This is a genomic window from Paenibacillus sp. UMB4589-SE434 (assembly GCF_030226685.1).
Lineage (GTDB): Bacteria > Bacillota > Bacilli > Paenibacillales > Paenibacillaceae > Paenibacillus_B.
In genome coordinates this window covers 2,022,056-2,048,662 of the sequence record NZ_JASOYK010000001.1, presented here as the reverse complement: position 1 = coordinate 2,048,662, position 26,607 = coordinate 2,022,056, and the positions used below count along the sequence as shown (strand labels likewise).

23 protein-coding genes are annotated in these 26,607 nt (G+C 45.6%); 14 read left to right on the top strand and 9 right to left on the bottom strand.

Annotated elements, in window-relative coordinates; translation table 11 throughout:
- The gene (locus tag QP775_RS08495; RefSeq protein ID WP_239328399.1) at nt 1-288 is read left to right on the top strand and encodes an SAV0927 family protein; all 288 of its coding nucleotides are present in this window, start codon (nt 1-3) and stop codon (nt 286-288) included.
- Between the two features lie 72 nt (nt 289-360).
- On the opposite strand, the gene QP775_RS08490 is transcribed toward QP775_RS08495, so the two are convergent.
- A complete protein-coding gene (locus tag QP775_RS08490; protein WP_239328710.1) occupies nt 361-1,839 on the bottom strand; it encodes an aminotransferase class I/II-fold pyridoxal phosphate-dependent enzyme in 1,479 nt (492 codons plus the stop codon).
- Nucleotides 1,840-2,058: 219 nt separating this feature from the next.
- Here QP775_RS08490 and QP775_RS08485 point away from each other — a divergent pair, with 219 nt between their 5' ends.
- The gene (locus tag QP775_RS08485) at nt 2,059-3,234 is read left to right on the top strand and encodes an MFS transporter (protein ID WP_239328398.1); all 1,176 of its coding nucleotides are present in this window, start codon (nt 2,059-2,061) and stop codon (nt 3,232-3,234) included.
- A gap of 339 nt (nt 3,235-3,573) precedes the next feature.
- Here QP775_RS08485 and QP775_RS08480 read toward each other — a convergent pair whose 3' ends face one another.
- Nucleotides 3,574-4,218 carry a DUF1054 domain-containing protein gene (locus QP775_RS08480; RefSeq protein ID WP_239328397.1) on the bottom strand — a complete coding sequence of 215 codons (645 nt, stop codon included), beginning with the start codon at nt 4,216-4,218 and terminating at the stop codon, nt 3,574-3,576.
- A 216-nt stretch (nt 4,219-4,434) separates the two neighbouring features.
- Between QP775_RS08480 and QP775_RS08475 the strand changes: the two genes are divergently transcribed.
- Together QP775_RS08475 and gndA are read left to right on the top strand one after the other, a co-directional pair.
- Nucleotides 4,435-5,031, top strand: coding sequence for a hypothetical protein (locus QP775_RS08475; protein WP_239328396.1), 597 nt, complete (start codon nt 4,435-4,437; stop codon nt 5,029-5,031).
- Between the two features lie 237 nt (nt 5,032-5,268).
- Nucleotides 5,269-6,681 (top strand): NADP-dependent phosphogluconate dehydrogenase, encoded by a 1,413-nt coding sequence (gene gndA, locus QP775_RS08470; protein WP_239328395.1) that lies wholly within the window; start codon nt 5,269-5,271, stop codon nt 6,679-6,681.
- 99 nt (nt 6,682-6,780) lie between these two features.
- On the opposite strand, the gene QP775_RS08465 is transcribed toward gndA, so the two are convergent.
- Nucleotides 6,781-7,104: a methyltransferase gene (locus QP775_RS08465; protein ID WP_239328394.1), complete on the bottom strand. Its 324-nt coding sequence runs from the start codon at nt 7,102-7,104 to the stop codon at nt 6,781-6,783.
- A gap of 129 nt (nt 7,105-7,233) precedes the next feature.
- Here QP775_RS08465 and QP775_RS08460 point away from each other — a divergent pair, with 129 nt between their 5' ends.
- Nucleotides 7,234-7,770, top strand: coding sequence for a shikimate kinase (locus tag QP775_RS08460; protein WP_285105157.1), 537 nt, complete (start codon nt 7,234-7,236; stop codon nt 7,768-7,770).
- 9 nt (nt 7,771-7,779) lie between these two features.
- Here the strand turns inward: QP775_RS08460 and QP775_RS08455 are convergent, their stop codons facing one another.
- Complete coding sequence (locus QP775_RS08455) at nt 7,780-8,100, bottom strand: rhodanese-like domain-containing protein (RefSeq protein WP_239328392.1); 321 nt, start codon at nt 8,098-8,100, stop codon at nt 7,780-7,782.
- A 197-nt stretch (nt 8,101-8,297) separates the two neighbouring features.
- Here QP775_RS08455 and aroA point away from each other — a divergent pair, with 197 nt between their 5' ends.
- The 4 genes from aroA to ptsP all read left to right on the top strand — a co-directional run bounded on the left by aroA (nt 8,298) and on the right by ptsP (nt 14,138).
- Nucleotides 8,298-9,602 carry a 3-phosphoshikimate 1-carboxyvinyltransferase gene (aroA, locus tag QP775_RS08450; protein WP_285105154.1) on the top strand — a complete coding sequence of 435 codons (1,305 nt, stop codon included), beginning with the start codon at nt 8,298-8,300 and terminating at the stop codon, nt 9,600-9,602.
- Between the two features lie 81 nt (nt 9,603-9,683).
- Nucleotides 9,684-10,118, top strand: coding sequence for a CoA-binding protein (locus tag QP775_RS08445; protein WP_239328390.1), 435 nt, complete (start codon nt 9,684-9,686; stop codon nt 10,116-10,118).
- 349 nt (nt 10,119-10,467) lie between these two features.
- The gene (locus tag QP775_RS08440) at nt 10,468-12,360 is read left to right on the top strand and encodes a glucose PTS transporter subunit IIA (RefSeq protein ID WP_285105152.1); all 1,893 of its coding nucleotides are present in this window, start codon (nt 10,468-10,470) and stop codon (nt 12,358-12,360) included.
- Nucleotides 12,357-14,138: a phosphoenolpyruvate--protein phosphotransferase gene (gene ptsP, locus QP775_RS08435; RefSeq protein WP_285105150.1), complete on the top strand. Its 1,782-nt coding sequence runs from the start codon at nt 12,357-12,359 to the stop codon at nt 14,136-14,138. Before QP775_RS08440 ends, ptsP begins: the two co-directional genes overlap by 4 nt.
- 200 nt (nt 14,139-14,338) lie before the next feature.
- Here the strand turns inward: ptsP and QP775_RS08430 are convergent, their stop codons facing one another.
- The gene (locus QP775_RS08430; protein WP_239328387.1) at nt 14,339-14,863 is read right to left on the bottom strand and encodes a type 1 glutamine amidotransferase domain-containing protein; all 525 of its coding nucleotides are present in this window, start codon (nt 14,861-14,863) and stop codon (nt 14,339-14,341) included.
- Between the two features lie 343 nt (nt 14,864-15,206).
- Between QP775_RS08430 and QP775_RS08425 the strand changes: the two genes are divergently transcribed.
- The 4 genes from QP775_RS08425 (at nt 15,207) to QP775_RS08410 (ending at nt 17,972) form a co-directional block, all read left to right on the top strand.
- Nucleotides 15,207-15,644, top strand: a complete 438-nt coding sequence (locus QP775_RS08425) for a hypothetical protein (protein ID WP_239328386.1) — start codon at nt 15,207-15,209, stop codon at nt 15,642-15,644.
- Nucleotides 15,645-15,689: 45 nt separating this feature from the next.
- Entirely contained in the window at nt 15,690-16,031 is a 342-nt protein-coding gene (gene ytxJ, locus QP775_RS08420; protein ID WP_285105147.1) for a bacillithiol system redox-active protein YtxJ, read from the top strand.
- Nucleotides 16,032-16,149: 118 nt separating this feature from the next.
- A complete protein-coding gene (ccpA, locus tag QP775_RS08415) occupies nt 16,150-17,160 on the top strand; it encodes a catabolite control protein A (RefSeq protein ID WP_239328384.1) in 1,011 nt (336 codons plus the stop codon).
- 107 nt (nt 17,161-17,267) lie between these two features.
- Nucleotides 17,268-17,972 (top strand): 5'-methylthioadenosine/adenosylhomocysteine nucleosidase, encoded by a 705-nt coding sequence (locus QP775_RS08410; RefSeq protein WP_239328383.1) that lies wholly within the window; start codon nt 17,268-17,270, stop codon nt 17,970-17,972.
- A 184-nt stretch (nt 17,973-18,156) separates the two neighbouring features.
- On the opposite strand, the gene QP775_RS08405 is transcribed toward QP775_RS08410, so the two are convergent.
- Complete coding sequence (locus QP775_RS08405; protein ID WP_239328382.1) at nt 18,157-19,341, bottom strand: acetoin utilization protein AcuC; 1,185 nt, start codon at nt 19,339-19,341, stop codon at nt 18,157-18,159.
- 19 nt (nt 19,342-19,360) lie between these two features.
- Nucleotides 19,361-19,993 (bottom strand): GNAT family N-acetyltransferase, encoded by a 633-nt coding sequence (locus tag QP775_RS08400; protein ID WP_239328381.1) that lies wholly within the window; start codon nt 19,991-19,993, stop codon nt 19,361-19,363.
- A gap of 393 nt (nt 19,994-20,386) precedes the next feature.
- On the opposite strand from QP775_RS08400, the gene acsA reads away from it, so the two are divergent.
- A complete protein-coding gene (acsA, locus tag QP775_RS08395) occupies nt 20,387-22,111 on the top strand; it encodes an acetate--CoA ligase (RefSeq protein WP_239328380.1) in 1,725 nt (574 codons plus the stop codon).
- Nucleotides 22,112-22,419: 308 nt separating this feature from the next.
- On the opposite strand, the gene QP775_RS08390 is transcribed toward acsA, so the two are convergent.
- Nucleotides 22,420-25,593 (bottom strand): penicillin-binding protein 1A, encoded by a 3,174-nt coding sequence (locus tag QP775_RS08390; protein ID WP_285105143.1) that lies wholly within the window; start codon nt 25,591-25,593, stop codon nt 22,420-22,422.
- A gap of 276 nt (nt 25,594-25,869) precedes the next feature.
- A complete protein-coding gene (gene rpsD / locus QP775_RS08385) occupies nt 25,870-26,469 on the bottom strand; it encodes a 30S ribosomal protein S4 (protein WP_239328378.1) in 600 nt (199 codons plus the stop codon).
- Nucleotides 26,470-26,607: the final 138 nt, after the last annotated feature.

Genomic DNA, 26,607 nt, shown 5'->3' with positions numbered 1-26,607 from the left:
ATGTATGAGCATTTGTATGAAGTGACGGAGCAAGCAAATGTCAGTTTCATAGGATGGGCTGCTGAGCAAGGACGTTACGATTTCGCACTCATCTACTCCAATCATTTCATCGGGAAGACGCTAGTCGTCTGTATGCAGACCGGAAGATCCACACTGTTAAGCGAAGAGGACCTGACGCCTGAACAGGTTCGAGTATCTTTTCAACTAGAAGATATGACCTCTGCCAAGGAAGCTGTGCAAATTCTAAGCACCCGAATTCCTGCACTGCAAGTAAGAGACCAATACTAACGATCGCATCAGTCCATAGAACTAGCTGACATAAGGAGAGGCCTCCCATAGGGAAGCCTCTTTGTTGAGCATCTATTCAAATATAGCGGTTTCTTCCTTAATAACCTTTACAAATTGAATGGAACGGTCTTCAGGCCCTTTGACAGGCAGACCGATATCCACGTGATCACGTATATAGTCAATGTTTTGCTGTGAAATGACTTCACCCGGAAGTAATATCGGAATACCAGGCGGATACACATAAATAAACTCAGCAATAATACGTCCCGCAGATTCTTTGAATGGAACAATCTCTGTATCCCCATAGAATGCATCGCGCGGTATCAGGGACAACTGCGGAATTTCCGGTATTTTTACGATTAGTTCTTGAACCTCATTACGATTAATATGTGCGGCAGACAGCTCACGTAAAGCGTCAATCAGGATGCTGATCGTTTCATCAGTATCTCCAGGTGTGACAAGGCACAAAATGTTGTACATATCACTCAGCTCAACTTCAAGATTATAATGATCACGAAGCCAGTTCTCCGTCTCATAGCCTGTTATGCCAAGATGACGGACATGAATGGTCACTTTTGTCGGATCATAACTAAATGTAGCTTCACCGCCAAGAATTTCTTCCCCGAAGCAGTATAGACCAGGGATTTGGTTAATTTCATTTCTTGCATAATGAGCGAGTTTAATCGCACGTTCCGCTATGTCATGTCCATTCAGCGCCAAGTTCCGGCGTGATGTATCCAATGAAGCAAGCAGTATATAGGAAGTGGATGTTGTTGTGAGCATGCTAAAAATGGTTTGGATCCGATGAGGATTGACCAGTCCATTCTTCGTATTTACGTTTAGTACAGAGCTTTGCGTCATGGAACCGCCTAATTTGTGAACGCTCGTGGCAGCCATATCCGCGCCAGCCTCCATGGCTGACATAGGAAGCTTCTCGTTAAAGTGGATCAGAACACCGTGTGCTTCGTCTACTAGGACCGGCACTTCATAGGAGTGCGCAAGATCCACGATTTCTTTTAAGTTTGCACATATACCAAAGTAGGTAGGGTTGATAACAAGTACAGCCTTGCTATCAGGATGCTTCTCTAGTGCTCGACGAACCGAACGTGTTGTGATGCCATGGTCGATCCCCAAATTGGAGTCGCGAGCAGGTGAAACGAACACCGGTCTGGCGCCAGCGAAAATAATAGCAGCCATAATAGATTTATGCACATTGCGCGGGACGATAATCTTATCGCCGGGCGAACAGACCGACATAATCATCGTCATGATCGCGCCACTCGTGCCCTGAACGCTGAAGTAAGTATAATCCGCACCAAATGCATCTGCTGCCAGCTGCTGCGCTTCCGCGATGACCCCAGTTGGTTGATGCAGATCATCGAGCGGTGCAATATTAATAAGATCTATAGCAAATGCCTGATCACCGATAAATTCTCGGAATTCTTTGTCGCTTCCTACACCTTTCTTATGCCCGGGAATATGAAACTGCACCGGATTACGGGCAGCATGATTCGTTAGAGTAGTGTACAAGGGAGTTCGATGATGATCCATCGCGGGCTCACAACCTTTCATATTCAGAATCCTCCTGTATGTACAGGAGTTGGTGCTTACAAACAAACAAGGATTAGTTTAACAAAAACCCCCCGGAATGCAAGTACATTTTCCAACCAATTCGTGTCGAATGTTCGGAATTGATAAAAGCTTCAAATTTCATTCATTTTGCTGACCGTTAAATTGTGGTAGGATGAGAAATACGGAGGGAACGTAAAAATGAACAAACAATTAACTGTCGTTGTACTAATGCTTATGATGGTCTTTATTGGCTTCGGGATTGTCATTCCTGTACTACCACTTATGATTACCGATGCAGGAGCTAATCAATTCCATCTTGGTCTGATGTTAGCGCTGTACTCACTCATTTCGTTTATTGTATCCCCATTTTGGGGAGCGTTATCGGAGAGGGTGGGACGCAGACCAATCATTTTGGTAGGTATATTAGGTTTTAGCTTAAGTTATCTATTGTTCGGCTTGGCAGACGGTCAGCTGTGGCTGATGTACGCGTCACGCTCGCTTGGTGGGTTATTCGCTGGCGCTGTCACCGCTGTAATTGTTGCCTATGTGGCAGATATTACAAGCGAGGACACTAGAACCAAAGGGATGGCGCTTGTCGGTATGGCGATCGGACTTGGTTTTACATTCGGCCCTGCATTTGGGGGGCTATTAAGTAAATATGGTCACAATACACCGTTTTTTGCTGCTGCTGCATTAACGTTATTTACATCTGTACTAGGTTTTATCCAGCTGAAAGAATCTTTGCCTCCGGAAAAGCGGACAAGTAAAGGTACGGCTTCACCTTCACGTTGGTCTGCGTTTACAGGACGTATGAAATATTTATATTTATTGTCTTTCTTTGTCACGTTTACGTTGGCAGGCTTAGAAGCAACGCTCTTTTATTATGAGGCTGTGCGTATTCCTCATATTTCGACTGAGGATATCGGATGGATGTTCTTTTTCTGCGGCTTAGCAGGTGCGCTTGTACAAGGGGGAATTGTACGGCGTTATATTAAGAAGGGCGGCGAGAAGAAAGGTATTGCTGCAGGATTAATCATATCAGCAATCGGGTTTGTGATGCTGCTGTTCTCATCCAGCGTGCTGAATGCCACACTCTACTTATGTGTGTTCGGGATCGGCAACGCTTTAATTCGCCCGTGTGTGACGTCTCTGATTACGCAGAAGACAACGGTAAGCCAAGGGGTTGCATCTGGTCTGAACTCATCGATGGACAGCTTTGGGCGCATAGCAGGCCCTCTGCTTGCGACAGCTGTGTTTAACTTAAACGTTAATTTGCCGTTTTTGATCGGTGCGGTACTATCAATAGCTGCACTTGCACTGCTTGCACAATTTGTGAAGTTGGATCAGAGTTCTGTGATCAAGACACGCATATAACATCCTGTACATATACAACAGGCATGAGCACCGAACTTTTGTCAGGGCTGTTTACAACGCAGCGTGGCAGAAGTTCGGTTTTTTTGCGCTAGCATGTCTGCTTGTACACAGACTGTAAAAGAAAAGTGCCTTCCCTCCGGCTGGAGGGAAGGCACTTTTTCCTTGCTGAGGCTGTCTTTTAACATGATAACAACCAAATATGTGCACTTAATACGTCTCTCTCTTTGCTGTCGGTACGTCATCGCTCCTATAAGCTTCAACACCTCTTATGGTGCACTGCGCGTTCTCTGGTGATTGCAAACAGTATATGAGAGGTGCTGATTAGGCTGCACTACTGGATTATATCGATTCACCTGCAAGCTTGTATAGCGGCATTAGCGTGCGAACGGTGTCGTCCACAAGCTTCATGAAAGCTTGTCCGTCAGCGAGAATTGGATCAGCTGCATCGATATGTCGACCAATTAGCCATTCTGCCGACTTCACATCACGGAAGCGATTCAGCGTCTGTATGAACTCTTCTGCAGATAGATCTCCGACCCGATTTGCATGTTTATTCATATGATCCATCGATAGCACATAATGATCAGGTACAAGCTTCTTGACATTGTCTAGTTGTTGAAGAAAGGATTGCGCAATCTGTTGTTTATTTGTTGCTTCATAAATAAAAGCGAGCCAAATAAACACATGATCATCAAATAATCCGACCTGAAAATGGGGGAGCGACTTGTAACCACGCTTGTTAGGGCCAACCGCAAGCCAAGTGTCTTTGGGTGGATTTACGGTGCGCCGAGCATGCTTAGCGATGTGCAGATACATTTCCTGTCCGGCTAGCAGCGCCGCTTCTCCTGTCAGATGTTCACCAATGAAGCGAAATTTAGGCTGTATACGATCACGGATCGCCTCCATCCGGGCTTCAAGACCTTCAATTTGGAAGGTATCAAAATCCGAAGCGTTAAATCCGGTAAAAGTTGCTGATAAAGTCATCGTTGATCCTCTCCTCGTCCATGATTCAAGCGGGTGAGCGAGCATATTTCACGCACATTTACACACCGATATTCGAATATTATACCACAACGAATGCTGCAGCCATGCTATTTCATCACATTAGGCAGAGATTAAGATGAAATTGGAGTCAATAATCCAAGTTGCACGATCATATGATGAAGTATGCAGACGAAGATTAGGTAAGGGGGAGTTGCCGTGAATCGTAGCGATGAAGTTGAATATTGCAACCTGGAGTTACGTTTTGACCGCCGGCAAATCCAGAACCTCATTCGTGATCTCATACAAGAAGGATACTCGTTGTATTGGAGCGAGAACGAATCGTTGTTTATCGTTTCCATACGAACCGGCCGGAAGCTGATCAAGCTGCGCTTTCAACGGGTTCATCACCGTTATAAGATTGTGGGGGACTACACTATTCGTGATGAGCGCCTGGCCGAGTTTATGGAGAAGATGATAGGAGAATCACGTGGGCATGCGGTAGTGAAGAGGTTCAAGGATAGACATATATTTGTAGAAAACATCATGTTCGGGGAACGGATCCGTTTGGTTGAAATCTGTGGATTAGAGCAAAAGGTTCTATATCAAAAGCGTCCAGTGATAACAACAGAAGAGATGATTCGTGCTTTCCAATCTACAAGAGCAGAGGAGCGTATAGATACGCTTCGTAATGAGATCGATCAGGAGTTGGCGGATCTGTACAAGGCGATGTCACATGAGGATAACGATACGGTGGTGCACTGTAAAGAGAAATTAAGTGCTCTGCGCTCGGAAATGATTCAACTTGAATGGTAATAAGCTGCTCACCCTCACATTTGCGGGGCACATTGGCGCTCAAGCAAGGCTGCAGGGTGTTTTTCTGTGTATACGGTGGACAGGAGAAAAAGACAGGTCGTATTTCTCGAATAGGAGATATCGGTATGTGAGAAATGGCACATTGGACCTGAAGCAGGGGTTCACTTCTCTATGCAAAAAGGGTACAATAGCAATAATGCAAACCATACACTATTAGATAAAGGGTGGAAAATCCATATGGCTAAAACACAAATTGGCGTGATTGGACTTGCGGTCATGGGTAAGAACTTGGCCCTCAATATTGAGAGCAGAGGCTATTCGGTATCGGTGTACAACCGTTCCCGCGAGAAGACAGACGTACTCATTAGTGAGGCGCCTGACAAGAACTTAACGCCTACATATACGATTGAAGAGTTCGTTCAATCGTTGGAAACTCCTCGCAGGATCTTAATTATGGTTCAGGCAGGACAAGCTACTGATGCTACAATTGATCAATTGATACCACATTTGGATCAAGGTGATATCATTATTGACGGCGGCAACGCCTACTTCCCTGATACACAACGCCGCAGCAAGTACCTGGAAGACAAAGGTTTCCGTTTCATCGGAACTGGCGTATCCGGTGGCGAAGAGGGAGCATTGACAGGTCCGGCCATTATGCCTGGCGGTCAAGAGAGTGCATATCAGCTTGTAGAGCCAATCTTGACGGCGATTTCCGCTAAAGTGAATGGCGAACCTTGCTGTACTTACATCGGCGCTGACGGCGCAGGACACTACGTGAAGATGGTGCATAACGGCATTGAGTATGGCGACATGCAGCTTATTTGTGAAGCGTATCATCTATTGTCCAACGTGTTGGGTGTAGATGCCAAAGAACTTCACGAGATCTTTACAGATTGGAACAAAGGCGAGCTTGACAGCTATTTGATCGAGATTACGGCTGACATCTTCTCCAAGTATGACGAAGAGACAGGCAAACCGATGGTTGAAGTGATTCTGGATTCGGCTGGTCAAAAAGGCACGGGCAAATGGACAAGTCAAAATGCATTGGATCTGGGTATTCCGTTGTCCATGATTACGGAGTCCGTATTCTCACGCTTCTTGTCTGCGTTAAAAGATGAGCGCGTTGCTGCAAGCAAAGTGTTGTCAGGTCCTCAAACAACAGCATTTGCTGGTGCCAAAGCTGAGTTTATCGAAAAAGTTCGCAAAGCGTTATTTGCAAGTAAGATCGTATCTTATGCACAAGGATTCTCGCAAATGCGTGTTGCTTCTGATGAATACAACTGGAACTTGCCACTTGGTGATATTGCTAAGATTTTCCGTGGCGGATGCATTATCCGTTCCCAGTTCTTGAATAACATTAAGGAAGCATACGATCGTGATGCGGATCTGAAGAACTTGCTGCTGGATCCTTACTTCAAAGAAATCGTGGAAGCTTATCAAGATGCTTGGCGTGAAGTAATCAGCGTTGCAGTAACAAGCGGCGTTCCGGTTCCTGGATTCTCTTCAGCACTCGCATACTTTGACAGCTACCGCACAGAACGTCTGCCAGCAAACTTGCTGCAGGCACAACGTGATTATTTTGGTGCACATACATTTAAACGTATAGACAAAGAAGGTACGTTCCATTACAATTGGTTGTCCAATTAATTGAACGAACAGCATTTCACATACAAAAAACGCCGAGCTGATATAAGCTCGGCGTTTGTCATAAGCGTAACTATTGTGACAATAGAATGGATTCCGCTTCTAATCATCTTGCATTGCAGGTGACCACAGACCATAGGCTGCCTCTGCCAGATAAAAGCGGAGCCGATCACTTTCCTGATCAAACTTGTTATGCTGCAGCAGCATAACTGATACTTCAGCGAAGTAACAGAAATTTCGTTTGATCCGGTCTGCATCAAGAGCTGATAATGCTTCGTCATTACAAGACAGCTTGCTCTTGACCATATTCAGCACCCAGACAATATCTTCTTTGCACAAAGGGTGCTGCTTATCCATTATTCGTTCCATGCGGGCAGCAATTGTTCGTTGTGTCTTGTAGCGATCAGTTGGGGGCGGCGAAGACATCATCATTCACTCCTATATAATGGCATGTACTACCATCTTTACGTTCATCCCTTTCATTTTATACATCCTGATTGTCGAATAGAAGTCAGCTATGGTATCATATGGGCAGTTTATCGGTAGGAGAGAACGATGATGGTGATGAATGACCACGAGACAAGTATTGTATTGATAGGATTTATGGGGACGGGAAAATCGACAGTCGGCCAGCAGTTGGCGCAGCATCTAGGTTATGAGTTTATTGATCTGGATGCAGAGATTGTGAGACGGCAAGGCAGAACAATCCCTGAGTTGTTTGCACAAGATGGAGAAGCGTACTTTCGACTGCAAGAGAACCGTATCTTAACTGACTTGCTTCAGCATAAGACACGGCTTGTCATTGCTACAGGCGGGGGGGCCGTTCTGGATGATAATAATTGTAAAACGATGCTGCATAACGGTTTTGTTGTTGCGTTAACAGCCCAACTGGATACCATCGTCGCACGTGTTCAAGGTGATACGAATCGGCCGTTATTACAAGGAGACGTCACAGAACGTGTACATGCGTTGATGGAGGCCCGCCTAGGTCGATACGACTTTGCTCATTGCACAGTTGAAACGGATTACTTAGCAGTAGAACCAATCATAGCAGCGATCATGAGTGCCTATGCTAAGCATTCACTTCGGTGAGCAGGAGGACTAGAACTGGATTGGACCCTCGATGTCAGCCCAAGCCAGCATACCGCCCTCCATGTTTACAGCCCCTTCAATGCCGAGATGTTGTAAGTATTCACAGACGCGTTCGCTGCGATAACCGCTTCGGCATATAAAAATGATCTCAGAGGTACGTTCAACCTCTTGGATCCGATCAGGAATCTCATTCATGGGAATATGCTTGGCACCAGGAATGATGCCTTGGGCTACTTCCTCATGCTCGCGCACATCTATGAGGTTTAACGCTTCACCTCGTTCAAGGCGTAACTTTAACTCTGAGACGTTAATCTGCGGTATAGTATTCATATGGCCTCCCTTAAATCTAGTGATCATATATCTTGCATATAAGATATGATGTATATCACAAGTTGTCAAAATGATCATAATAAGCGTGTTATCTTTTGTCAATTCACATCTACTGCCCCTTGTTGGGTGAAAGTAAGGTAAATGTGTAATTCGATATTTAGTACAGAATAATAAATCGATAAAAAGGAGTGGTTGTAATGGACATGCTGGTCAAGCCGACAGCTCAATTAAAGGGTGATATTCAAGCGTTATCTTCCAAAAACTACACAACACGTTATTTGCTCGTTGCTGCATTAGCGGAAGGAACAAGTACGATCTATTATCCGGCGCACAGTGAAGACAGTGATGCCATGCGCCGCTGCTTGCAGGATCTCGGCGCTATACTCGAAGAAGATGATACAAAGATCGTATTAACGGGTTTCGGAAACATACCACGTCTACAGCCTGCATCAAAGGAACTGAACGTTGGGAATGCGGGGGCTGTGCTGCGCTTCTTGATGGGAATTGCTTCTTTGCTGCCGGAAGTACATTTTGTAAATACATACCCCGAATCACTCGGCAAGCGACCGCACGACGATCTAATTGTTGCGCTCCAACAGCTAGGAGCTGATATCGAGCATCGTGAAGGCAGATTGCCGATTACGATCCGTGGTGGGCAGTTACAAGGCGGACATATCAAAGTATCCGGTAACATTAGCTCACAGTATTTGAGCTCCTTGTTGTTTTTGCTGCCGCTGCTGAAAGAAGACAGTGTTGTCGAGGTGACGGATGATCTGAAGTCAAAAGTAGTGGTTTGTCAGACACTGGAAGTTATCCGTGAGGCAGGTATTACGATTGAAGCGAGTGAAGATCTGATGCACTACCGTATTCCGGGAGGGCAGCATTACACAGCCCGAACTTATCACGTGCAAGGTGACTATCCAGGTTCAGCAGCTGTGCTAGCCGCTGCTGCCGTAACACATTCCGATGTGACGCTGCGCGGTTTGACTGTGGACAGTAAGCAGGGGGAACGTGCCATTGTGGATGTGCTGCGAATGATGAATGTACCCTTGACTCATGAAGACAGTGTCGTACGTGTACAAAGTGCTGGCAAGTTGACCGCGATTGACTTTGACGGGGATGCCGCAACAGATGCTGTGTTGGCTATGGTTGCAGCAGCGGTATTTGCAGATGGAACTTCGCGGTTCTACAACGTAGAAAATCTCAGATACAAGGAATGCGATCGTATTACTGACTATGTAAACGAACTTCGTAAGGCAGGCGCAAATGTGGAAGAGCGTCAGGCAGAGATCATTGTCCATGGACGCCCAGAAGGTGTGGAAGGCGGAGTAGAGATAAACGCGCATTATGATCACCGCGTTATCATGGCGCTGACCGTCGTTGGATTGCGTGCTAAGCAGCCTATCCGCATCAAGGATGCACATCACGTTGCTAAGTCATACCCGCAATATTTTGATCATCTTCTGGCGTTAGGTGCGCAAGTGGAATGGATCGACGGGTAGATATATTTAAGCTTCTGATAAAGGATAAACGCATAGCCTTAAACATGAACTAAAGCATATATGAGAATGGAGGAATTCGCGATGGCATATGAACATCCTTCGCAAGATGCACTTAAACAATTGCTGTCAGCCAGCAAGACGATTGCTGTTGTTGGGCTGTCAGAAGATCCGACACGTACTTCGCACATGGTTGCAGCAGCGATGCAGAACAAAGGGTATCGTATTATTCCGGTTAACCCGAAAGCGGCTCAGATTTTGGGCGAGACTTGTTATGCCACGCTGGAGGCTGTTCCAGAAGCGATAGATATCGTCAATGTGTTTCGCCGCAGTGAGTTCTGTCTCGACGTTACCAAGGAAGCAGCGGCTGTTAAAGCAGGCGCTGTATGGTTACAGCAAGGTATTGTTAATGAAGAAGCTGCAGCTTATGCGAAGGAACATGGAATGGACTTTGTAATGGATGCTTGCATTAAAGTTGTAGATGCGATACTGCTTCCTGAAGGGAAACCGCACAAATAAATATAGAGCCAGCAAACAAGAGCCGACTAGGAGCCATTCCTTGCGGCTCTTGTTTGTGTTGGCTAATATGTTAATCGATATGCTCACAGAGGGGCTAGGTAACAAATTTAAAGTTAGCCTCCTGGCTTTTAGTCAAAGAAAAGGCTACCTTGGCTAATTAATTATTGTTGTTTGGGTTGGAGGTAGCGTATAATAGTCATGGCTTTGGACTTGGATTACATGTGAAATGGGGAGCTTTTCTTACTATCCACAGTACTATCGTCCTAACGATGAGACATCGTTTATATTGACTTACATAACCTAAATTAGAGAATATATTTTGACACGCGCTGGAAGGAGAGAGGTGCTCTTGAATCAATTAGGATCGTTGCAGCAGCTTTCTCGTGCTTTAATGCAGCCGCTTATGGCTCTGCCGGCGGTTGCTATCTTGCTTGCCATTGCCCAACTCTTAAGCAGCTTAGGATTCGCTGACGCTTCCATTTGGATGGATTGGGCGGGCAAGACCATGCTGTACATGATGCCTTATTTGTTTGCTGTAGGCGTTGCGCTTGGATTGTCCAACAACGAGGGGAATGCAGGTTTTGCAGCTTTAGTGGGTATGTTTATTTTCCATCAATTGCTCCAATACACAACGCCAGCGGGTGTTACGGTTGTTCAACCTACCATACTCATCGGTGTGCTGTTTGGTGTGCTTGCAAGCTTGGCCCACGACCGTTTTCATCATTTTCAGCTGCCTGAATATTTACAGTTTTTTGGCGGCCCTCGCTTTGTGATGATCGTGATGTCATTATGTTCGGTAGGGTTATCATTTCTGCTTGTGTCGATCATGCCCTTTCTGGAGCAAGGGGTCACGTTTGTAGGTGATGAGATATTGGCAATGGGCAGCTTTGGCGTATTTCTATATGGAGTACTTCATCGGGTGCTGGTCGCTTTTGGTCTGCATCATTTGTTAAACAATATCGTTTGGTTTCAAGTCGGTTCTTACAACGATACGAACGGAATGTCTTTTACAGGTGATCTGCCCCGGTTTTTTGCGGGAGATCCTACCGCTGGCACGTACATGGCAGGCTTGTTTCCGATTATGATTTTTGCGCTGCCTGCGGTGGCGATGGCGATCATACATGAATCACGCGAGGATTTACGTCCGAAGGTGTACAAGACTTTTTTAAGCGCTGCATTTTTATCGATGTTTACGGGCATTACCGAACCTATAGAGTTTGCATTTTTGTTTGCTGCTCCATACTTGTTTGTCGTACATGCGCTGCTGACAGGAGCGGCTATGTGGCTTACAGCTGAATTAGGCATTCATCACGGATTTTCTTTCTCAGCGGGGGCATTAGATTATATTGTGAACTTTCATCTTTCAACCAATGCGATTTGGTTAATCCCGATCGGTATTGGGTTTGCCATTGTATATTATGTGCTGTTTCGATTTGCCATCCATCGATTTCAAATCCCTACGCCTGGACGAGTAGAAGGTTCGCTGCTGGATGATATGGCTGGTGACCTTATTCACCGCGTACCTCTGATTATTCAGGCGCTTGGCGGTAAAGATAATCTTGTCGACATTCAAGCCTGTATTACACGTTTGCGTCTGCGCGTACATAATGACAAACTGATTGATCGTCGTACGCTTCGTTCCTTGGGATCAGCAGGTGTGCTCCGTCTGGGCGGAGGACATGTGCAAGTTGTTTTTGGTACGTATTCCGAGATTCTACGGGATGAGATGTTAAAACGTATACAGCGCGACATGAAGCAGGTGTGGTTTGTGGCACCAGTACAGGGTCGGATGATCCCAATTGACGAAGTGCCTGATACGATATTTGCTAAGAAACTGGTCGGTAACGGTGTTGCCTTCTATCCAGACAAAGGAGAACTTGTATCTCCGGTTGCCGGGTTCATTAGACACGTGTATCCAACGATGCATGCAGTTGGGATAGAGACGCCGGAAGGTTTGGAAGTATTACTTCATATCGGAATCGAAACATCGACGTTGAATGGAGCGGGCTTCCAAGCTGTTGTTGAAGAAGGCGAAGAGGTGAAGCCAGGTCAACTGCTTGTCAAATTCGATATCGCCTACATCAAGAAGAGGAGCCGATCAATGGCCACACCAATGGTTATCACCAATTCAGATAAGGTTGCATCATGGAGCTTCGCACCTTATGCCCAAGTGAAGAAGGGACAGACATCTGTGCTGTCCGTAGTCCTGCGCGAAGACAGTAATGGGGGTGAGAAGCGTTGACTCAGAAGGTTAGAGGCATAGGAGCATCAAGTGGTATCGCGCTTGGTAAAGCATTTGTACTCCCTACATGGGAGTGGGATGTACCGGAAGAGAAGATGGACCCATCCGATTTGGCGAGAGAGTTCGAGCGCTTATATGAGGGTGTTCGCTCTTCCAAAGATGAGATTGAATATATTAAAAATGAAATCCGCGATATGGTGGGTAGTGAAGAATCAACGATTTTTGACGCCCATCTTGCTATATTAGAAGATCCTGTGTTTATGAATGAGATTCAGGGTATTATTCAGCGACAATACAAAGCCGCAGAAGTTGCAGTAAAAGAAGCAATTGATCATTTTGTCACCATGTTTGATTTGCTCGACGATGAGTATATGAAAGAACGCGCGCTTGATATTAAGGACGTGGGCAACCGACTGCTTAAGCATTTATTAGGAGCACCAGAAATAACGCTGCCTACAGATACTCAGCCTTACATTCTGGTGGCTAAGGAATTATCTCCTTCACAACTTGTCCATCTGAATCCAAAAAATGTGCTCGGGATCGTAATGTTAATGGGAGGCAAGACTTCTCATTCGGCGATTATGGCACGCGCACTGGGCATTCCGCTGGTTTTGGGGCTGGATGGAAAGTTGGAGAAGCCGATTCAGACTGGCGACATGGTCATCGTGGATGGTGAGCATGGCTACGTGTACGTAGAACCAACCGATGAAGTGATGATATGGTATGAAGAGCGCCGTCATGTGTTTTTGAAGGAAGCGGATGAACTGGCTAAAATGAAGGACCTTCCTGCGGAGACAAGCGATCACCATAGGATACATCTTGCAGCGAATATTAGTTCCACCAGAGAACTTGATATTGCAGAGCACAATGGAGCGGAAAGTATTGGCTTGTTCCGAACGGAATTTATGTATATGGATCGTACATATCCACCTAATGAGCTGGAGCAGTTCACTGTGTATAAGGAAGTAGCACAAACTTTTCAAGATCGACCAGTTATTATACGTACGCTCGACATCGGTGGGGATAAACCGATGGATTATTTACAGCTGCCTGAAGAGGATAATCCATTTCTAGGATACCGGGCGATCCGGATTTGCTTGGATCGAACGGACGTGTTCAAAACACAGCTTCGTGCTGTATTGCGTGCAAGCGCCTTTGGCAAGGTGAAATTAATGTTTCCGATGATCAGTTCCTTTGAAGAAGTGGCGGCCGCTAAAAGGCTGCTGGAGGCTGCTAAGGAAGAGCTTCGTCAAGAAGGAACTGCATTTGACGAACATTTGCCTATTGGGATCATGATTGAGGTGCCCGCGGCTGCGGCCATCGCGGATCTTCTTGCTGAGGAAGTTGACTTCTTCAGCATTGGAACGAACGATCTGGTACAGTATACGCTGGCTGTGGATCGTATGAACGAGCAGATCGCACATATGTATGATCCCTATCATCCTGCTGTGCTTCGACTCATACGCCACACGGTAGAGTCCGCGAAACGAAGTGGAATAACGGTTGGGGTATGTGGAGAGATGGCGGGCGACCCGCGTGCGGTCCCTCTTTGGATTGCACTAGGGGTTGACGAGCTGAGCATGTCTTCAAGATCTATTCCAAGAGTGAAGGCAGCTATTCGGCGGACAGCACATCTGACATGTGTTGAAGTGACCAAGCAAGCTTTCTCTAGTCGGAACAAGGCAGAATTGGAACAAGTCCTTCATTTGGATCAATTTCCTAATTCGGCACCAGAACAGACGGGGGAAAAGTCAATGAATTCTGGAGTTGAATTCTGATCGAAAATGCAAATGGGGCGGTAGTCAGTAAACGATTCTTGGAGCTAATTCAGGAATTTAGATGAAAATATAATGGAGCACAAGTACGACTGAGGGCTATCACGATATACTATGGCTGTTATAGCTTTGACATGCATGAAGTGTGGCAGGATGACTCCGCACCACACTTCGCGCATGAACCTAGGCATAGACTATTGTTATCATATGCCTGCGAGTGCATCGCAGAACGCTTTGCCGTAAGCAGGCAAGTCTGGTGGACGACGTGAGGAAATAATATTTCCGTCAACCACAACATCCTTGTCCAGCCATATAGCCCCTGCATTTTCCATATCATCACGAATACCTGGAGTAGACGTTACGGTTCTGCCGCTCAATATTTTGGCGGAGATTAACACCCAGCCTGCATGACAAATTTGTCCAATTGGCTTGTTGGCAGCATTCATTTCGCGTGTAATACGCAGCACATCTTCATAACGGCGCAGCTTGTCCGGCGCCCATCCACCCGGAACGAGTAGGGCATCATAGTCAGCTGTATTTACGGTTTTAAAGGCATAATTCGACGTAGCGGGAACACCGTATTTCCCCATGTAAGTATGCCCAGCCTCCGCACCAACCAAGTGAACCTCAGCGCCTTCTTCACGGGCGCGGTAGACGGGGTACCACAATTCCAAATCTTCGAACTCTTCATCAACCAGTGCAATGATCTTTTTTCCAGCTAAACGCATCGAGTAATCGACTCCTTTAGATTTATAGTTTATGGTGTCAAATAGTTAAATGACGTGCAAATAATGGTATAGCTACACGTATTTAACCACAATTGCCTTTAAATGAACATACAAAAGCGTAGGCAAAGGCTTATAATTGTGAGTAACATCATTGTTTATTATACATGAATTGAATTCTCATTTTCTAAATGTGTAAATAAATACATGCTTATTGGAGCAGGAGAACGGTTAATAAAGTCGAAATATACGTTAATCCATACGCGAGCAGAGTAGTTGTTGGGGTTGAGATGCACGAATGCAAATACGAGAGACGAATGTATATGTAATCTAGGGGTGATCCAGTATGAACAAGCGTTGCACATGCGGTCAAGAGATGGATATGACATTACGTACAGTAGTACATGCACGAACCATTGAGATTCATCACGTTCCTGTATACACCTGCACTTGCTGTGATCACTCAGAGTTGTTCCCTGAGTTAAAGCAGGATGTGATTAGGTTGATGAAGCTGTTAACAAATGACGAATCTGCAAAAAGAAAGCGCATTTATTTTGATGAAGAACATGAAGTAGCCAGTGTATTTAAAGAATGTCTGGATATGGGCGGGGATCATTTGCTTGATCTATTTAACCATATGGTAGTAGAGCGGGTGAATCATCTGCTTGACATTTATTTACTCGCCAAGACTTGGGGCGATGTTGAGTGGATGATCGACATTCAACGCCGGTTAAAACAACTAACAACATTTAGTGCTACTCCTTATCAGGTTAAAATCAGTTAAGTTAGCAATAATGTAATATATCAGCGTTAGAGGAGGAGGGTATTGATGTACAATGTGGATACGGATTCCAAGCTGCATGAACTGATCTCCAAGTCCCATGAACAGCCGGTGGTGTTGTTCAAGCATAGCACACGCTGCCCAATTAGCACGAATGCCGATGAAGAGATGTCGCTTGTAGTTAAGGATTTTTCACAAGGCCCTATTCAGTTTGGCTTAATTTATGTCGTTGAGAATCGAGATGTGTCGCTGCTGGCAGCAGATGAGCTCGGGATCAAGCATGAATCTCCGCAAGTATTAGTGCTGCAAGATGGTAAAGTCCTCTGGCACGATTCCCATTATGGGATTCGATATGACAAGTTGGAGCCAATACTTTCTCAATTTAGCTAAAAGACGACAATTTATGTATATGAGTTGACGTGTCATTGCGAATTTTCTGAAAATATCGTATTATTGACTTTAATATGTGAGTACGTATTAAATAACTAGGTAATTGGAGAGAAGGATCGTGACGGTAACTATTTATGATGTAGCGAGAGAAGCAGGCGTCTCGATGGCGACTGTCTCCAGGGTTGTAAATAACAACCCGAACGTAAAGCCTCAAACGCGTAAGAAAGTTTACGAAGCGATTGAGCGTTTAGGTTATCGCCCCAATGCGGTTGCCCGCGGACTTGCGAGCAAGAAGACAACGACAGTCGGTGTTGTTATTCCTGACATTTCCAATTCCATTTTTGCTGAGATTGCGCGTGGTATTGAAGATATAGCTAATATGTATCATTACAATATCATCTTGTGCAATGCGGACAAGAAGAAGGAGAAGGAAATTCGTGTTATTAACACGTTGCTCGAGAAACAAGTGGACGGCTTGCTATTTATGGGCGGAGTGGTCACGGAAGATCATGTACAAGCTTTCCGTACAGCTTCTGTACCTATCGTGTTATGTGCAACGACGGATGAGAACGGCGTTATCCCATCAGTAGACATTGATCATGAAGGGGCCGCATTCGATGCTGTGAACACGTTAATTCGTCACGGCCACCGTGACATTGCGATGATCAGCGGCACGCTGCAGGATCCAGCGAATGGCTTTGCTCGTTTCCAAGGGTACAAGAAGGCTCTTGAACGCGCTGGTATTGAATACAAGGAAGATCTGGTACGGATCGGTAACTATCGATACGAATCGGGTGTTGAAGCGATGAAATATTTCCTTGGTCTGAAGAAGAAGCCGTCGGCAATCTTCTCAGCAACCGATGAGATGGCTATCGGTGCCATACACTGTATTCAAGATGCAGGACTTAAAGTGCCTGACGATTTTTCAGTCATCAGTGTGGATAACATTCGCATGGCTTCTATGGTGCGCCCACAATTGACGACGGTTGCACAGCCGATGTATGACATCGGAGCGGTAGCTATGCGTCTGTTGACTAAGCTTATGAAGAAAGAGAATGTGGAGCACTCTCAAGTGATCCTGCCGCATGAGACGATTCTTCGATTGTCGGTAAGCTCTGTGAACGAATAAGCGCGCGAGACGGTGCTAAGCCCCGAGTAACGGGGCTTTTTGCATGTACGGACACGTCTGGCTGTGGTACTAGGTAACAGGAATGGATACGCGTGGGAGGGAATAAGATGACAATCGGAATTATAGGTGCAATGGATGAGGAAATCGCTTTGCTGCTTACTGCTGTATCGGACATGCAAGAAGAGACACAAGCGGGCAACCGATATTATAAAGGATTGCTGCATGGCCATCAGGTCGTAATCTGCAAGTCCGGTGTCGGCAAGGTTAATGCAGCAATTACAACTCAAGTATTAATTGACCGCTATCAAGTAACTCAAATTTTATTTACCGGTGTCGCGGGTGCGGTTAATCCGAACTTAAACATCGGGGATATTGTCATCTCAAGCGCGTGCATTCAGCATGATATGGATGTGACGGCGCTCGGGTTTAAGCCAGGTGAGATTCCTTATCAAGCTTGTTCAACGTTCACGGCAGATGCACAATTAATTCGCCTTGCCGAGAGTGCGTGCGCGAACCGATTTGCAGGACGTTATATGAAGGGAATCGTATTGTCAGGTGATCAATTTATTGCGAGCCGTGAAAAGGTTCGTGCCTTGTTTGAGACCTTTGAGGGTGCTTGCACAGAGATGGAAGGCGCTGCAGTGGCACAGGCTTGTATGTTAAATCATGTGCCGTTTGTTATCATACGCTCGATGTCTGATAAAGCAGATGGTTCGGCTCACGTCAACTTTGCAGAGTTTACGGTTACAGCCTCAGAACATTCTTTCCAGATCATCGAAAGCATATTGCTCGAGTTGCAAGCTGCAATATAGTGCACACTGCAAGCACTCTAGTTTACTGCGGCTATATCACATGTCTGTAGTCATATCCAAATAAAAATGGTTGAGCAGTGTTTACATTGCTCAACCATTTTTATTGCTGTATAAGCTGGACAATACTTGGGAAATTATATCAGGTTAGACATATCAGTCTGCTATAATGAAGAGCTAGTGTATCCTAACGTACATACTCCAAAGCAATGTTTTTTACTTTGGCATTATGTTCTTGAATGATTCGACGACGTGGCATAGGTTCCCACAAGTTTACATTATCGAGCCATGTGTGGGGCAAGTCTACTGGGGAACGGTGCTGCCAATGCTCAATCCAGTCGGTTGGGATGGACTTTAGTGGTGCTTCGGTTAATTGTTGAATAAGCGGATGATCAGTCATCTCTAGCCATAATAGGCTCCAAGCACGCGGCACGACTCTCCATATTTCGTAACCGCCGCCTCCAAGTGCCACCCAGCGCCCTTCACAATAGGTATGAGCGAGCTTATGAATGATACGTGGCATCTCCTTATAAATCCGCATGCTGCAGTGCATGTGAGAAAGCGGGTCCAGTGCATGCGCGTCACATCCATGCTGGCTGATAATAATATCTGGCTTAAACGAGTGGGTGACTTGTTCTATCGTGTCCTGAAAGCATTCAAGCCACGATTCATCTTCTGTATAAGGTTCCAATGGGACATTCACACATGAGCCAAAACCTTCACCTGATCCGCGCTCATAAACAAATCCTGTGCCAGGAAACAGAAACTTGCCTGTCTCATGAATAGAATAGGTCATAACGTTAGGATCGGTGTAGTAGGACCATTGAACGCCATCTCCATGGTGTACATCAGTATCGATGTACAGGACTCGTGCATCGTACTGTTCTCTAAGCAAGGCGATAGCGACAGAGGCATCATTATAGACGCAGAAGCCCGCGCCTTTACCAGGGAAGGCGTGGTGAAGACCACCTCCTAGATGGATCGCATGTTGCGTACGGCCTGACATAACGGCATCACAGGCGGCGACAGAGCCTCCTACAATAGCAGATGCTGCTTGATGCATGCCAGGAAAGTAAGGCGTGTCGTCTGTGTCTAACCCGTAGGAAGCTGCTTTAAGAATCCAGTCTGGGTCAGGCAACGGTTCACTTAGTTGGCGGACTGCATTCACGTAGTCAGACCTATGTATAAGCTGAAGCGCTTCCAATCGGGCAGAAGCTGGCGACATCATCTGTTCGGGTTGCAGTGCGCCTATTCGTGCAAGTAGATCCTGCGTCATATGCAAACGCGCCTGATCAAATGGGTGATCCGCGTAAAAATGATAGTTGAATGTGTCGACATGTTGAATAAATAAAGCGTTCGGTTTACTACTCATGCGGTAAATCCTCCAATATTTAATACATGAAACGCTGTCTAAAGCGGACACGGTCAAATTGTTCTTTAGAAGAGAGCGGCACATCCTTACCTATACGTACCATTAAGCAGTTAGCTGGATGAGAGCAAATCTCAGGGTCGTCCGTAGCATACCAAATCATGTCGACAGACTCCATCAGCTTCTCCATCATTTTTCGGTAGTCCCAAACATTAAGTCCGGTTCCGTCCAAATCCCAGTGCCAGTAATATTCGGTTGTAAATACAATGTAATTTTCTAGCTGACCTTCCTCAAATGCTGTCTCAATCATACGACGCCCGAGTCCAAGTGAACGATAATCAGCTGCCACTTCAATCGCACCAAGTTCAATCAGGTCCTCCATGTTACCTTCAGACCAACGTTCCAGTTCATCGGGATAATGAAAGGTAACGTATCCAACGATTTTGTCCTCATCACGTGCAATAATCATTCGACCTTCAGGAAGTTGGGCAATCTCGATAAGTGCTTGATGTTGTTCTTTAGGCCTTCGAAAGGCATTCAGATCGGAATGCATGTCTAGCACCTGCAATACCGCTGGCTTCACGGGTCCTTCTACAATAACAACACGATCGCCATAAGGGACGATATGTGCGCGATAGCATTTACGATGTTCCATGAGCGACACTCCTTTTAGGGTTCATCTTCGTTTATAGCAAATATTACAAGATTTGAAAAGGAGAGTTTTGAAGAAGTTGTCGTTAATTTGCAAATAGTGAATGCTGTCGAAGCAGTCATCACTAATGCGGATGAAGAAAAGAAGCTGTACATGCTATGTGATTTTATCGCTAACAACGAAAAATGAACGTTCAAAACTAAAATATTACAGGAAAAGAATAGGCGAAAATTAATTCATATGCTATAATGATTGTGCCAAAAAGTTCATAATATTTCCCCTTGACATCAAGCGAATACATCATCGTCCCTTATTGATAGTTTCATGAAAGCGGTTAAATAATCGCCATGCAGACAGACGCGTCTAAAGAAGATTGAAACAGGAGGATGAAACGGAATGGGTAATGTGCAAGGAGAAATCATTGCTGCCACAGCAACAAGTCCGAATTTGACGAATTATGAGGTATCTGCAGAAAGTTTTAACTGGGAGGAAATTGAAAAGCACTTTACATGGCATGAATCAGGAAAAGTCAATATGGCATATGAGGCGATAGATCGTCACGTAGCCGAAGGGCGTGCTGATAAGATCGCTTTATATTACAGCGATGCGCAACGCGACGAGTCTTATACGTACGGTGAGTTAAGCAGGAAGTCGAATCAATTTGCCAATGTGCTGCGCAAGTACGGAATCGGCAAGGGAGAGCGTGTATTTATTTTTATGCCGCGCACACCCGAACTGTATTTTAGTTTGCTTGGAACTTTAAAAGTTGGAGCGGTTGTGGGTCCTTTGTTCGAAGCGTTTATGGAGACCGCGGTTAAAGACCGATTGGAAGACAGCGGTGCGATTGCGATCGTGACAACACCTGCACTGCTGCACCGTATCCAGCGAACTGAGCTGCCTGCTCTGAAACACATTGTTGTAGTTGGCGAAGGTGTGCAGGCCGAAGAAGGGATTATTGACTTCTACGCTGAGATGGAAGCAGCTTCTGAGGAAACGGAGATTGAATGGCTCGGGCGCGAAGACGGACTGATTATCCACTATACATCTGGTTCAACAGGTAAGCCAAAAGGTGTTTATCATGTTCAGAATGCTATGATTCAACATTATTATACAGGGAAGATAGTGCTTGATCTTAAAGAAGATGACGTCTATTGGTGTACAGCCGATCCAGGATGGGTAACAGGTACATCTTACGGAATTTTTGCGCCATGGTTGAATGGGGTATCCAACGTAGTCCGTGGTGGCAGATTCAGTCCACAAGATTGGTATGGCACTTTACAACGATATAAAGTAACCATCTGGTACAGCGCGCCTACGGCTTTCCGTATGTTGATGGGAGCAGGGGATGACGTATTGTCAGGGTTTGACCTATCTTCAATACGTCACGTATTGTCTGTAGGTGAACCGCTTAACCCTGAAGTTGTGCGCTGGGGGTTAAAGGTGTACAACCAGCGCATCCATGATACGTGGTGGATGACGGAGACTGGCGCACAGTTGATTTGCAATTATCCAAGCATGGATATTAAGCCTGGTTCGATGGGGCGTCCTATACCTGGTGTGCAGGCTTCTATTATCGATGATCAAGGCAATGAGCTGCCGCCTTATCGTATGGGGAATTTGGCGATTCGTACATCCTGGCCTTCTATGATGCGTAAGGTATGGAACAATCCTGCTAAGTACGAAGAGTATTTCCGCTTGCAAGGGTGGTACGTATCAGGTGACTCGGCTTATCGTGACGAAGATGGATACTTCTGGTTCCAGGGGCGGATCGACGACGTAATTAATACCTCAGGCGAGCGAGTAGGACCATTTGAGGTTGAAAGTAAGCTTGTAGAGCACCCTGCGGTTGCAGAAGCCGGTGTTATTGGTAAGCCTGATCCGATGCGAGGTGAAATTATTAAGGCCTTTATCTCGCTGCGTGAAGGTTATGAGCCATCGGATGAATTAAAGGCGGATATCTCAAAGTTCGTTAAGGAAGGCTTGTCTGCTCATGCTTCACCTCGTGAGATTGAGTTCAAAGACAAACTGCCGAAGACACGTTCAGGTAAGATCATGCGTCGTGTATTAAAAGCATGGGAGCTTAATCTGCCAACAGGCGATCTGTCAACAATTGAAGATTAACATCGATAGACAGATCCTTATTCATTCGATAGATTGATGAAGGATAGGCCTTATAATTTGTTCATAAATCATTACAGCATGAATGAGCTACAAGGGCATGGGTAACTCAGCCCTTTGATTGTACATGTGATTTCTGATGTCTGGTAAGCAGGAAGACATGCATTATATAGCTAAGTCATTTGACAGCTATATAATGTGTGTCTTTTTATATTGGCTTGAGGAGGGACGACTAGCGCATAAAAAAAGTGGCTGAGCGCCTAGATTTAGGCTGCTCAACCACTTGCTCAGCAGTGCTGCATGTCTTGCTGCTATTTTTCAACGTTAACTTGTCTTGAGCCCTTGGATTCGCCCTTACTGTTAGCCGCGGTTACATAGTACCACCCTGATGGGTTCATCGTAATCATTTCGAATTCAGGAATCGGCACAGAGCCGATTCGTTCGTACTTGCCATCACGAGCAGCACTATAATACACGTGATACTCCGTCGGGCTGTTATTGGAAGCTTTCCAAGCCAGACTTACACCAAGATCCGTTAACTTCGCTCTTAGTTGAGCAGGGGCATCTGGTAACTCAGCAACTGGGGGAGATTGATCTCCCGGTTGTTGAGTAGAGCCGTTGCCCCCAGTCTCTGGTGTAGTCTGGTCGCCTGGCCCTGCAGCTTCTCCACTGCCTGGTGGAATTGTTTGCCCTCCTGAGCCTGGTGTGCCAGTGCCGCTTGAAGGTGGTGTAGTACCGCTGCCTCCACCCAAAGTAACAATAGCGGATGGAGCCGACTCTTTGCCTACAACGTCAACAGCAGTCACATAGAAGCTGTAGTTGTTGCCAGCTGATACATAATTGGTGAACCGAGTGTCATCACCTGATAACACAGTTACATCCATCTTCTGATAAGCCCCGCCATTTAAAGAACGGTATAAACGATAACCAACGACATCCCCCTGCGGGCTCTTACTAAATGATATACGCGCGGATGTACTGTTGATTGATTCTGACCGAACGGACGTTGGTGCGCTAGGTGCCGCTCCGTCATCTTTGCGTGGGTCTTTTTGGGATGGAGCATCCAACTTGGCATCTGCAGGCAGATAGTTATCCAATGAACGTCTTCTGCTGCTTGACGACAACCGATCTAAACCTCTGCGAAGCTCTTCAATCAACTCTTGAATTGGCTTCTCCCGTTTCACAACAACTTGTTCATGAGTGAAGTCATCAGGAGTAGCCGGATTAGGAATGTAATTGACTCCGTTATAGGTAATATACTTCATCATAACGAGCGCATCTTCTTCTTTGGTAGGAATATACTTGCGATTGAAGATATCGGTTACTAGACGATTGGCTGCTCTCGTTAGTGCGTTAGGCAGCTTGCCACTGAAGCCTGACACGGTCATCCTAACGATTCCATCCGGACGTTCAAAGTTCTTGTTGTGAAGCAGGCCAGGCTTCGCCTTCATTACTTCATTCATCACTTTGGACCATATTTCCGTTGATCGTGAATATGCGCTTTTGTTAAGGACGTGAATTTGCTTTTCATAACCTATCCAGATTCCCATTGTGACATCAGGTGTATATCCAATAAACCAGGAATCTGCATAGTTCTGCGTAGAACCCGTTTTGGCAGCTACATCATATTCACCATATCCATTAAATAATGATTTAACTTTTCTGCCTGTTCCACGTGAATCGCTGATTACGGTCTTCATCATATCAGTCATTAAATATGCACTTTGCTTGGATACGACCTGATTCGGTTCTGACTTATGCTTATACACTTCGGTTCCAGTAGGCCCATAGATCTTACCAATAAAATAAGGTTCATTATACTGGCCCTGATTCGCGATAGCACCGAATGCATTCGTAATCTCTTCTACGGTGACACCGTATTTTAAACCGCCGATAACACCAGTCTGCGCTTGATAATCTTCGGGTTGAATCGTTGTAATGCCTAACTTTTGCACGAAATCCCAAGACTTTTTAATCGTTACCTTGTCTAAAAATATTTTTAGAGCAGGCAAGTTCAAGGATTGGTTTAAGGCATCCCGAGCCGTTACAAGTCCTTGATAACGATTGTTGGCATTACCTGGTATATGGAATCCCTTAGAGCCGTCCTTTAGAACGATAGGTGCATCATCCAGAATCGAAGCAGGTTGAACTAAGCCCAAATCGATAGCAGGCAGATAAGCAGCTAACGGCTTCATCGTTGATCCCGGCTGGCGCATCATCTGTGAAGCCAGATTCATCTGTTCTTCATAGAAATCACGGCCTTCGATCATACCAAGAATGGCTCCAGTCCGGTGGTCAATCATGACACCTGCGACTTGCTCAATACCTCTTGTCTCGTCAGTTTTTGTAAAGTTGTCTGCATTCTGTGAGACTCGCTTCATTGCATCGTATACCTGTTTGTCAATCGTCGTATAGATGCGATATCCGCCGCGTAACAGTTCCTGGCGAGCATCTTCTACCAATTGATTGTTCTCGCGCTTGCGAAGATCCGCCTTGGTTAGTTTCGGATTGCGCTGAAGCAGGAGAGTCTCAGCTGCCACGCGCTCAGCTTCAAGCATGAGATACGGGTATGTAGAATAAGCTTTCTCTTTAGGCTTGGCAAGCTTGGCCCGAATATCGTAGGCGAGAGCGTCATTGTATTGCTGCTGCGTAATTTTATTCTCTTCCAACATACGTTTTAAAACGAGCTTTTGGCGTTCAATTGCCCGGGCAATACCTTTCTCATTGTATTCCCCTTTGCCAGTAAAAGCCGTATAAACGGATGGAAGCTGCGGCAATCCTGCTAAATAAGCGGATTGCGCTATTGTAAGCTTACTCAGGTCTTCCACATTAAATATGCCTTTTGCGGCTGCTTTGATCCCGTACACATTGTAACCATTGGATCCGTTACCGAACGGCATCTTATTTAAATAGGCTGTAATAATCTCTTCTTTACTTAGCATTCGTTCAATACGAAGTGATAAAAATATTTCTTTTGCTTTCCTTGCATCTGTCTTATCCAAGCTGAGGAAAACACGTCTTGCAAGCTGTTGCGTTAGCGTACTTCCGCCGGTTTGAACCGGTTGATTCATCACTTTCTGGACGACGGCGCGGGACAAACCACGAAGGTCAATGCCCGGATGATCAAAGAAACGGTTATCCTCTGTAGCGACGAGCGCGTCTATAACAGACTGTGGAATCTTGTCATATGTGGTTAGGGTGCGGTCTTCATCGGTTCTAAGCTGTCCGATTGGGGTACCGTCCTTGAAGAACACGTATCCGGTGATCGCGTTCTCTGCTATCTTCTCCTGTATCAGTTCCTTCGAACGTATAGGTTCATCTTTGACGAGAGAAGTTACATATCCGAGGACAACTCCTCCTGCAAGAAAGCCACAGAGCAGACCAAAGAACAGGATCCACTTTGTTACACCCCAAAAGCGACGACCGAAGGAGCGCTTCGGCTTAAGCTTGGGAGTTTCTTGTTTCGTCAATTTCTCCTCAACCATGCATAATATCCTCCTTAATAATTGCAGCGCTTTCCATTATACCACATAAATAGATTTGATAGCTCTACCTATAGACGAATATCCTTGCAATATGTTCCATAGTTCGTACAATTTGTTGGCGATAGTTGTCGTTACATACAGATTTTCCACCCGAAAAATGGGAGTGAAATACAACTCAAAGAAGTGCTGTTAGTGCGGGGTAGGTATAAGTATATGTATTTGGCCATAAAAAAACGTTGGAGCCAGAGGCCCCAACGTTTTTGATGTTCGTTAATATTAACGGCTGTAGAACTCGACGATTTGTTTCTCGTCGATATCTTGGGACAACTCACCGCGGTCAGGAAGACGAATGAACTTACCTTCCACTGCAGCTTCGTTGAACTCCAAGTAGCCTGGCAAGTGATGACGGCCTTCAATAGCCTCTTTGATCACTTTCAAGCCACGGCTTCTTTCACGCAAGCCGATAACGTCGCCAGTGCTTACCAAGTAGGAAGCGATGTCGACTTTCTTGCCGTTTACAGTCACGTGACCGTGGGATACCAATTGACGTGCGCCTGCACGGGAGTTGGAGAATCCAAGACGGTATACAAGGTTGTCCAGACGGCTCTCAAGCAAGAACATGAAGTTCTCACCAGCGATACCTGGCAACTTCGTTGCACGATCGAACAAGTTGCGGAATTGCTTCTCGTTCAAGCCGTACATGTGACGCAATTTTTGTTTCTCTTGCAATTGAACACCGTAACCACTCAGTTTCTTGCGTTGGTTAGGACCATGTTGTCCTGGTGGGTACGCGCGTTTCAATTCTTTGCCAGTGCCGCTCAAGGATACGCCAAGACGACGGCTTAATTTAAATTTAGGACCTGTGTAACGTGCCATATTAAAGTTGACTCCTTCTCATTCATGATATGGTTTGAATGTGGGTCTCTTTGCGCCGATTCTCATACTATAGCCAATTAAGAAATAGAATTCTTATCCAGCTCATCCTTGGCTCAGGCACGAAATGTTTCAGCCGCA

Bases quoted from the DNA above. Each gene is read 5' to 3' on its own strand.
- QP775_RS08445 (WP_239328390.1), top strand. From the start codon at position 9,684: ATGGCATATGAACATCCTTCGCAAGATGCACTTAAACAATTGCTGTCA.
- QP775_RS08460 (WP_285105157.1), top strand. From the start codon at position 7,234: ATGATGGTGATGAATGACCACGAGACAAGTATTGTATTGATAGGATTT.
- acsA (WP_239328380.1), top strand. From the start codon at position 20,387: ATGGGTAATGTGCAAGGAGAAATCATTGCTGCCACAGCAACAAGTCCG.
- QP775_RS08410 (WP_239328383.1), top strand. From the start codon at position 17,268: ATGACAATCGGAATTATAGGTGCAATGGATGAGGAAATCGCTTTGCTG.
- QP775_RS08485 (WP_239328398.1), top strand. From the start codon at position 2,059: ATGAACAAACAATTAACTGTCGTTGTACTAATGCTTATGATGGTCTTT.
- QP775_RS08425 (WP_239328386.1), top strand. From the start codon at position 15,207: ATGAACAAGCGTTGCACATGCGGTCAAGAGATGGATATGACATTACGT.
- QP775_RS08405 (WP_239328382.1), bottom strand. From the start codon at position 19,341: ATGAGTAGTAAACCGAACGCTTTATTTATTCAACATGTCGACACATTC.
- QP775_RS08455 (WP_239328392.1), bottom strand. From the start codon at position 8,100: ATGAATACTATACCGCAGATTAACGTCTCAGAGTTAAAGTTACGCCTT.
- aroA (WP_285105154.1), top strand. From the start codon at position 8,298: ATGGACATGCTGGTCAAGCCGACAGCTCAATTAAAGGGTGATATTCAA.
- QP775_RS08465 (WP_239328394.1), bottom strand. From the start codon at position 7,104: ATGTCTTCGCCGCCCCCAACTGATCGCTACAAGACACAACGAACAATT.
- QP775_RS08490 (WP_239328710.1), bottom strand. From the start codon at position 1,839: ATGGATCATCATCGAACTCCCTTGTACACTACTCTAACGAATCATGCT.
- QP775_RS08430 (WP_239328387.1), bottom strand. From the start codon at position 14,863: ATGCGTTTAGCTGGAAAAAAGATCATTGCACTGGTTGATGAAGAGTTC.
- QP775_RS08390 (WP_285105143.1), bottom strand. From the start codon at position 25,593: ATGGTTGAGGAGAAATTGACGAAACAAGAAACTCCCAAGCTTAAGCCG.
- gndA (WP_239328395.1), top strand. From the start codon at position 5,269: ATGGCTAAAACACAAATTGGCGTGATTGGACTTGCGGTCATGGGTAAG.
- QP775_RS08495 (WP_239328399.1), top strand. From the start codon at position 1: ATGTATGAGCATTTGTATGAAGTGACGGAGCAAGCAAATGTCAGTTTC.
- rpsD (WP_239328378.1), bottom strand. From the start codon at position 26,469: ATGGCACGTTACACAGGTCCTAAATTTAAATTAAGCCGTCGTCTTGGC.
- QP775_RS08480 (WP_239328397.1), bottom strand. From the start codon at position 4,218: ATGACTTTATCAGCAACTTTTACCGGATTTAACGCTTCGGATTTTGAT.
- QP775_RS08400 (WP_239328381.1), bottom strand. From the start codon at position 19,993: ATGGAACATCGTAAATGCTATCGCGCACATATCGTCCCTTATGGCGAT.
- ytxJ (WP_285105147.1), top strand. From the start codon at position 15,690: ATGTACAATGTGGATACGGATTCCAAGCTGCATGAACTGATCTCCAAG.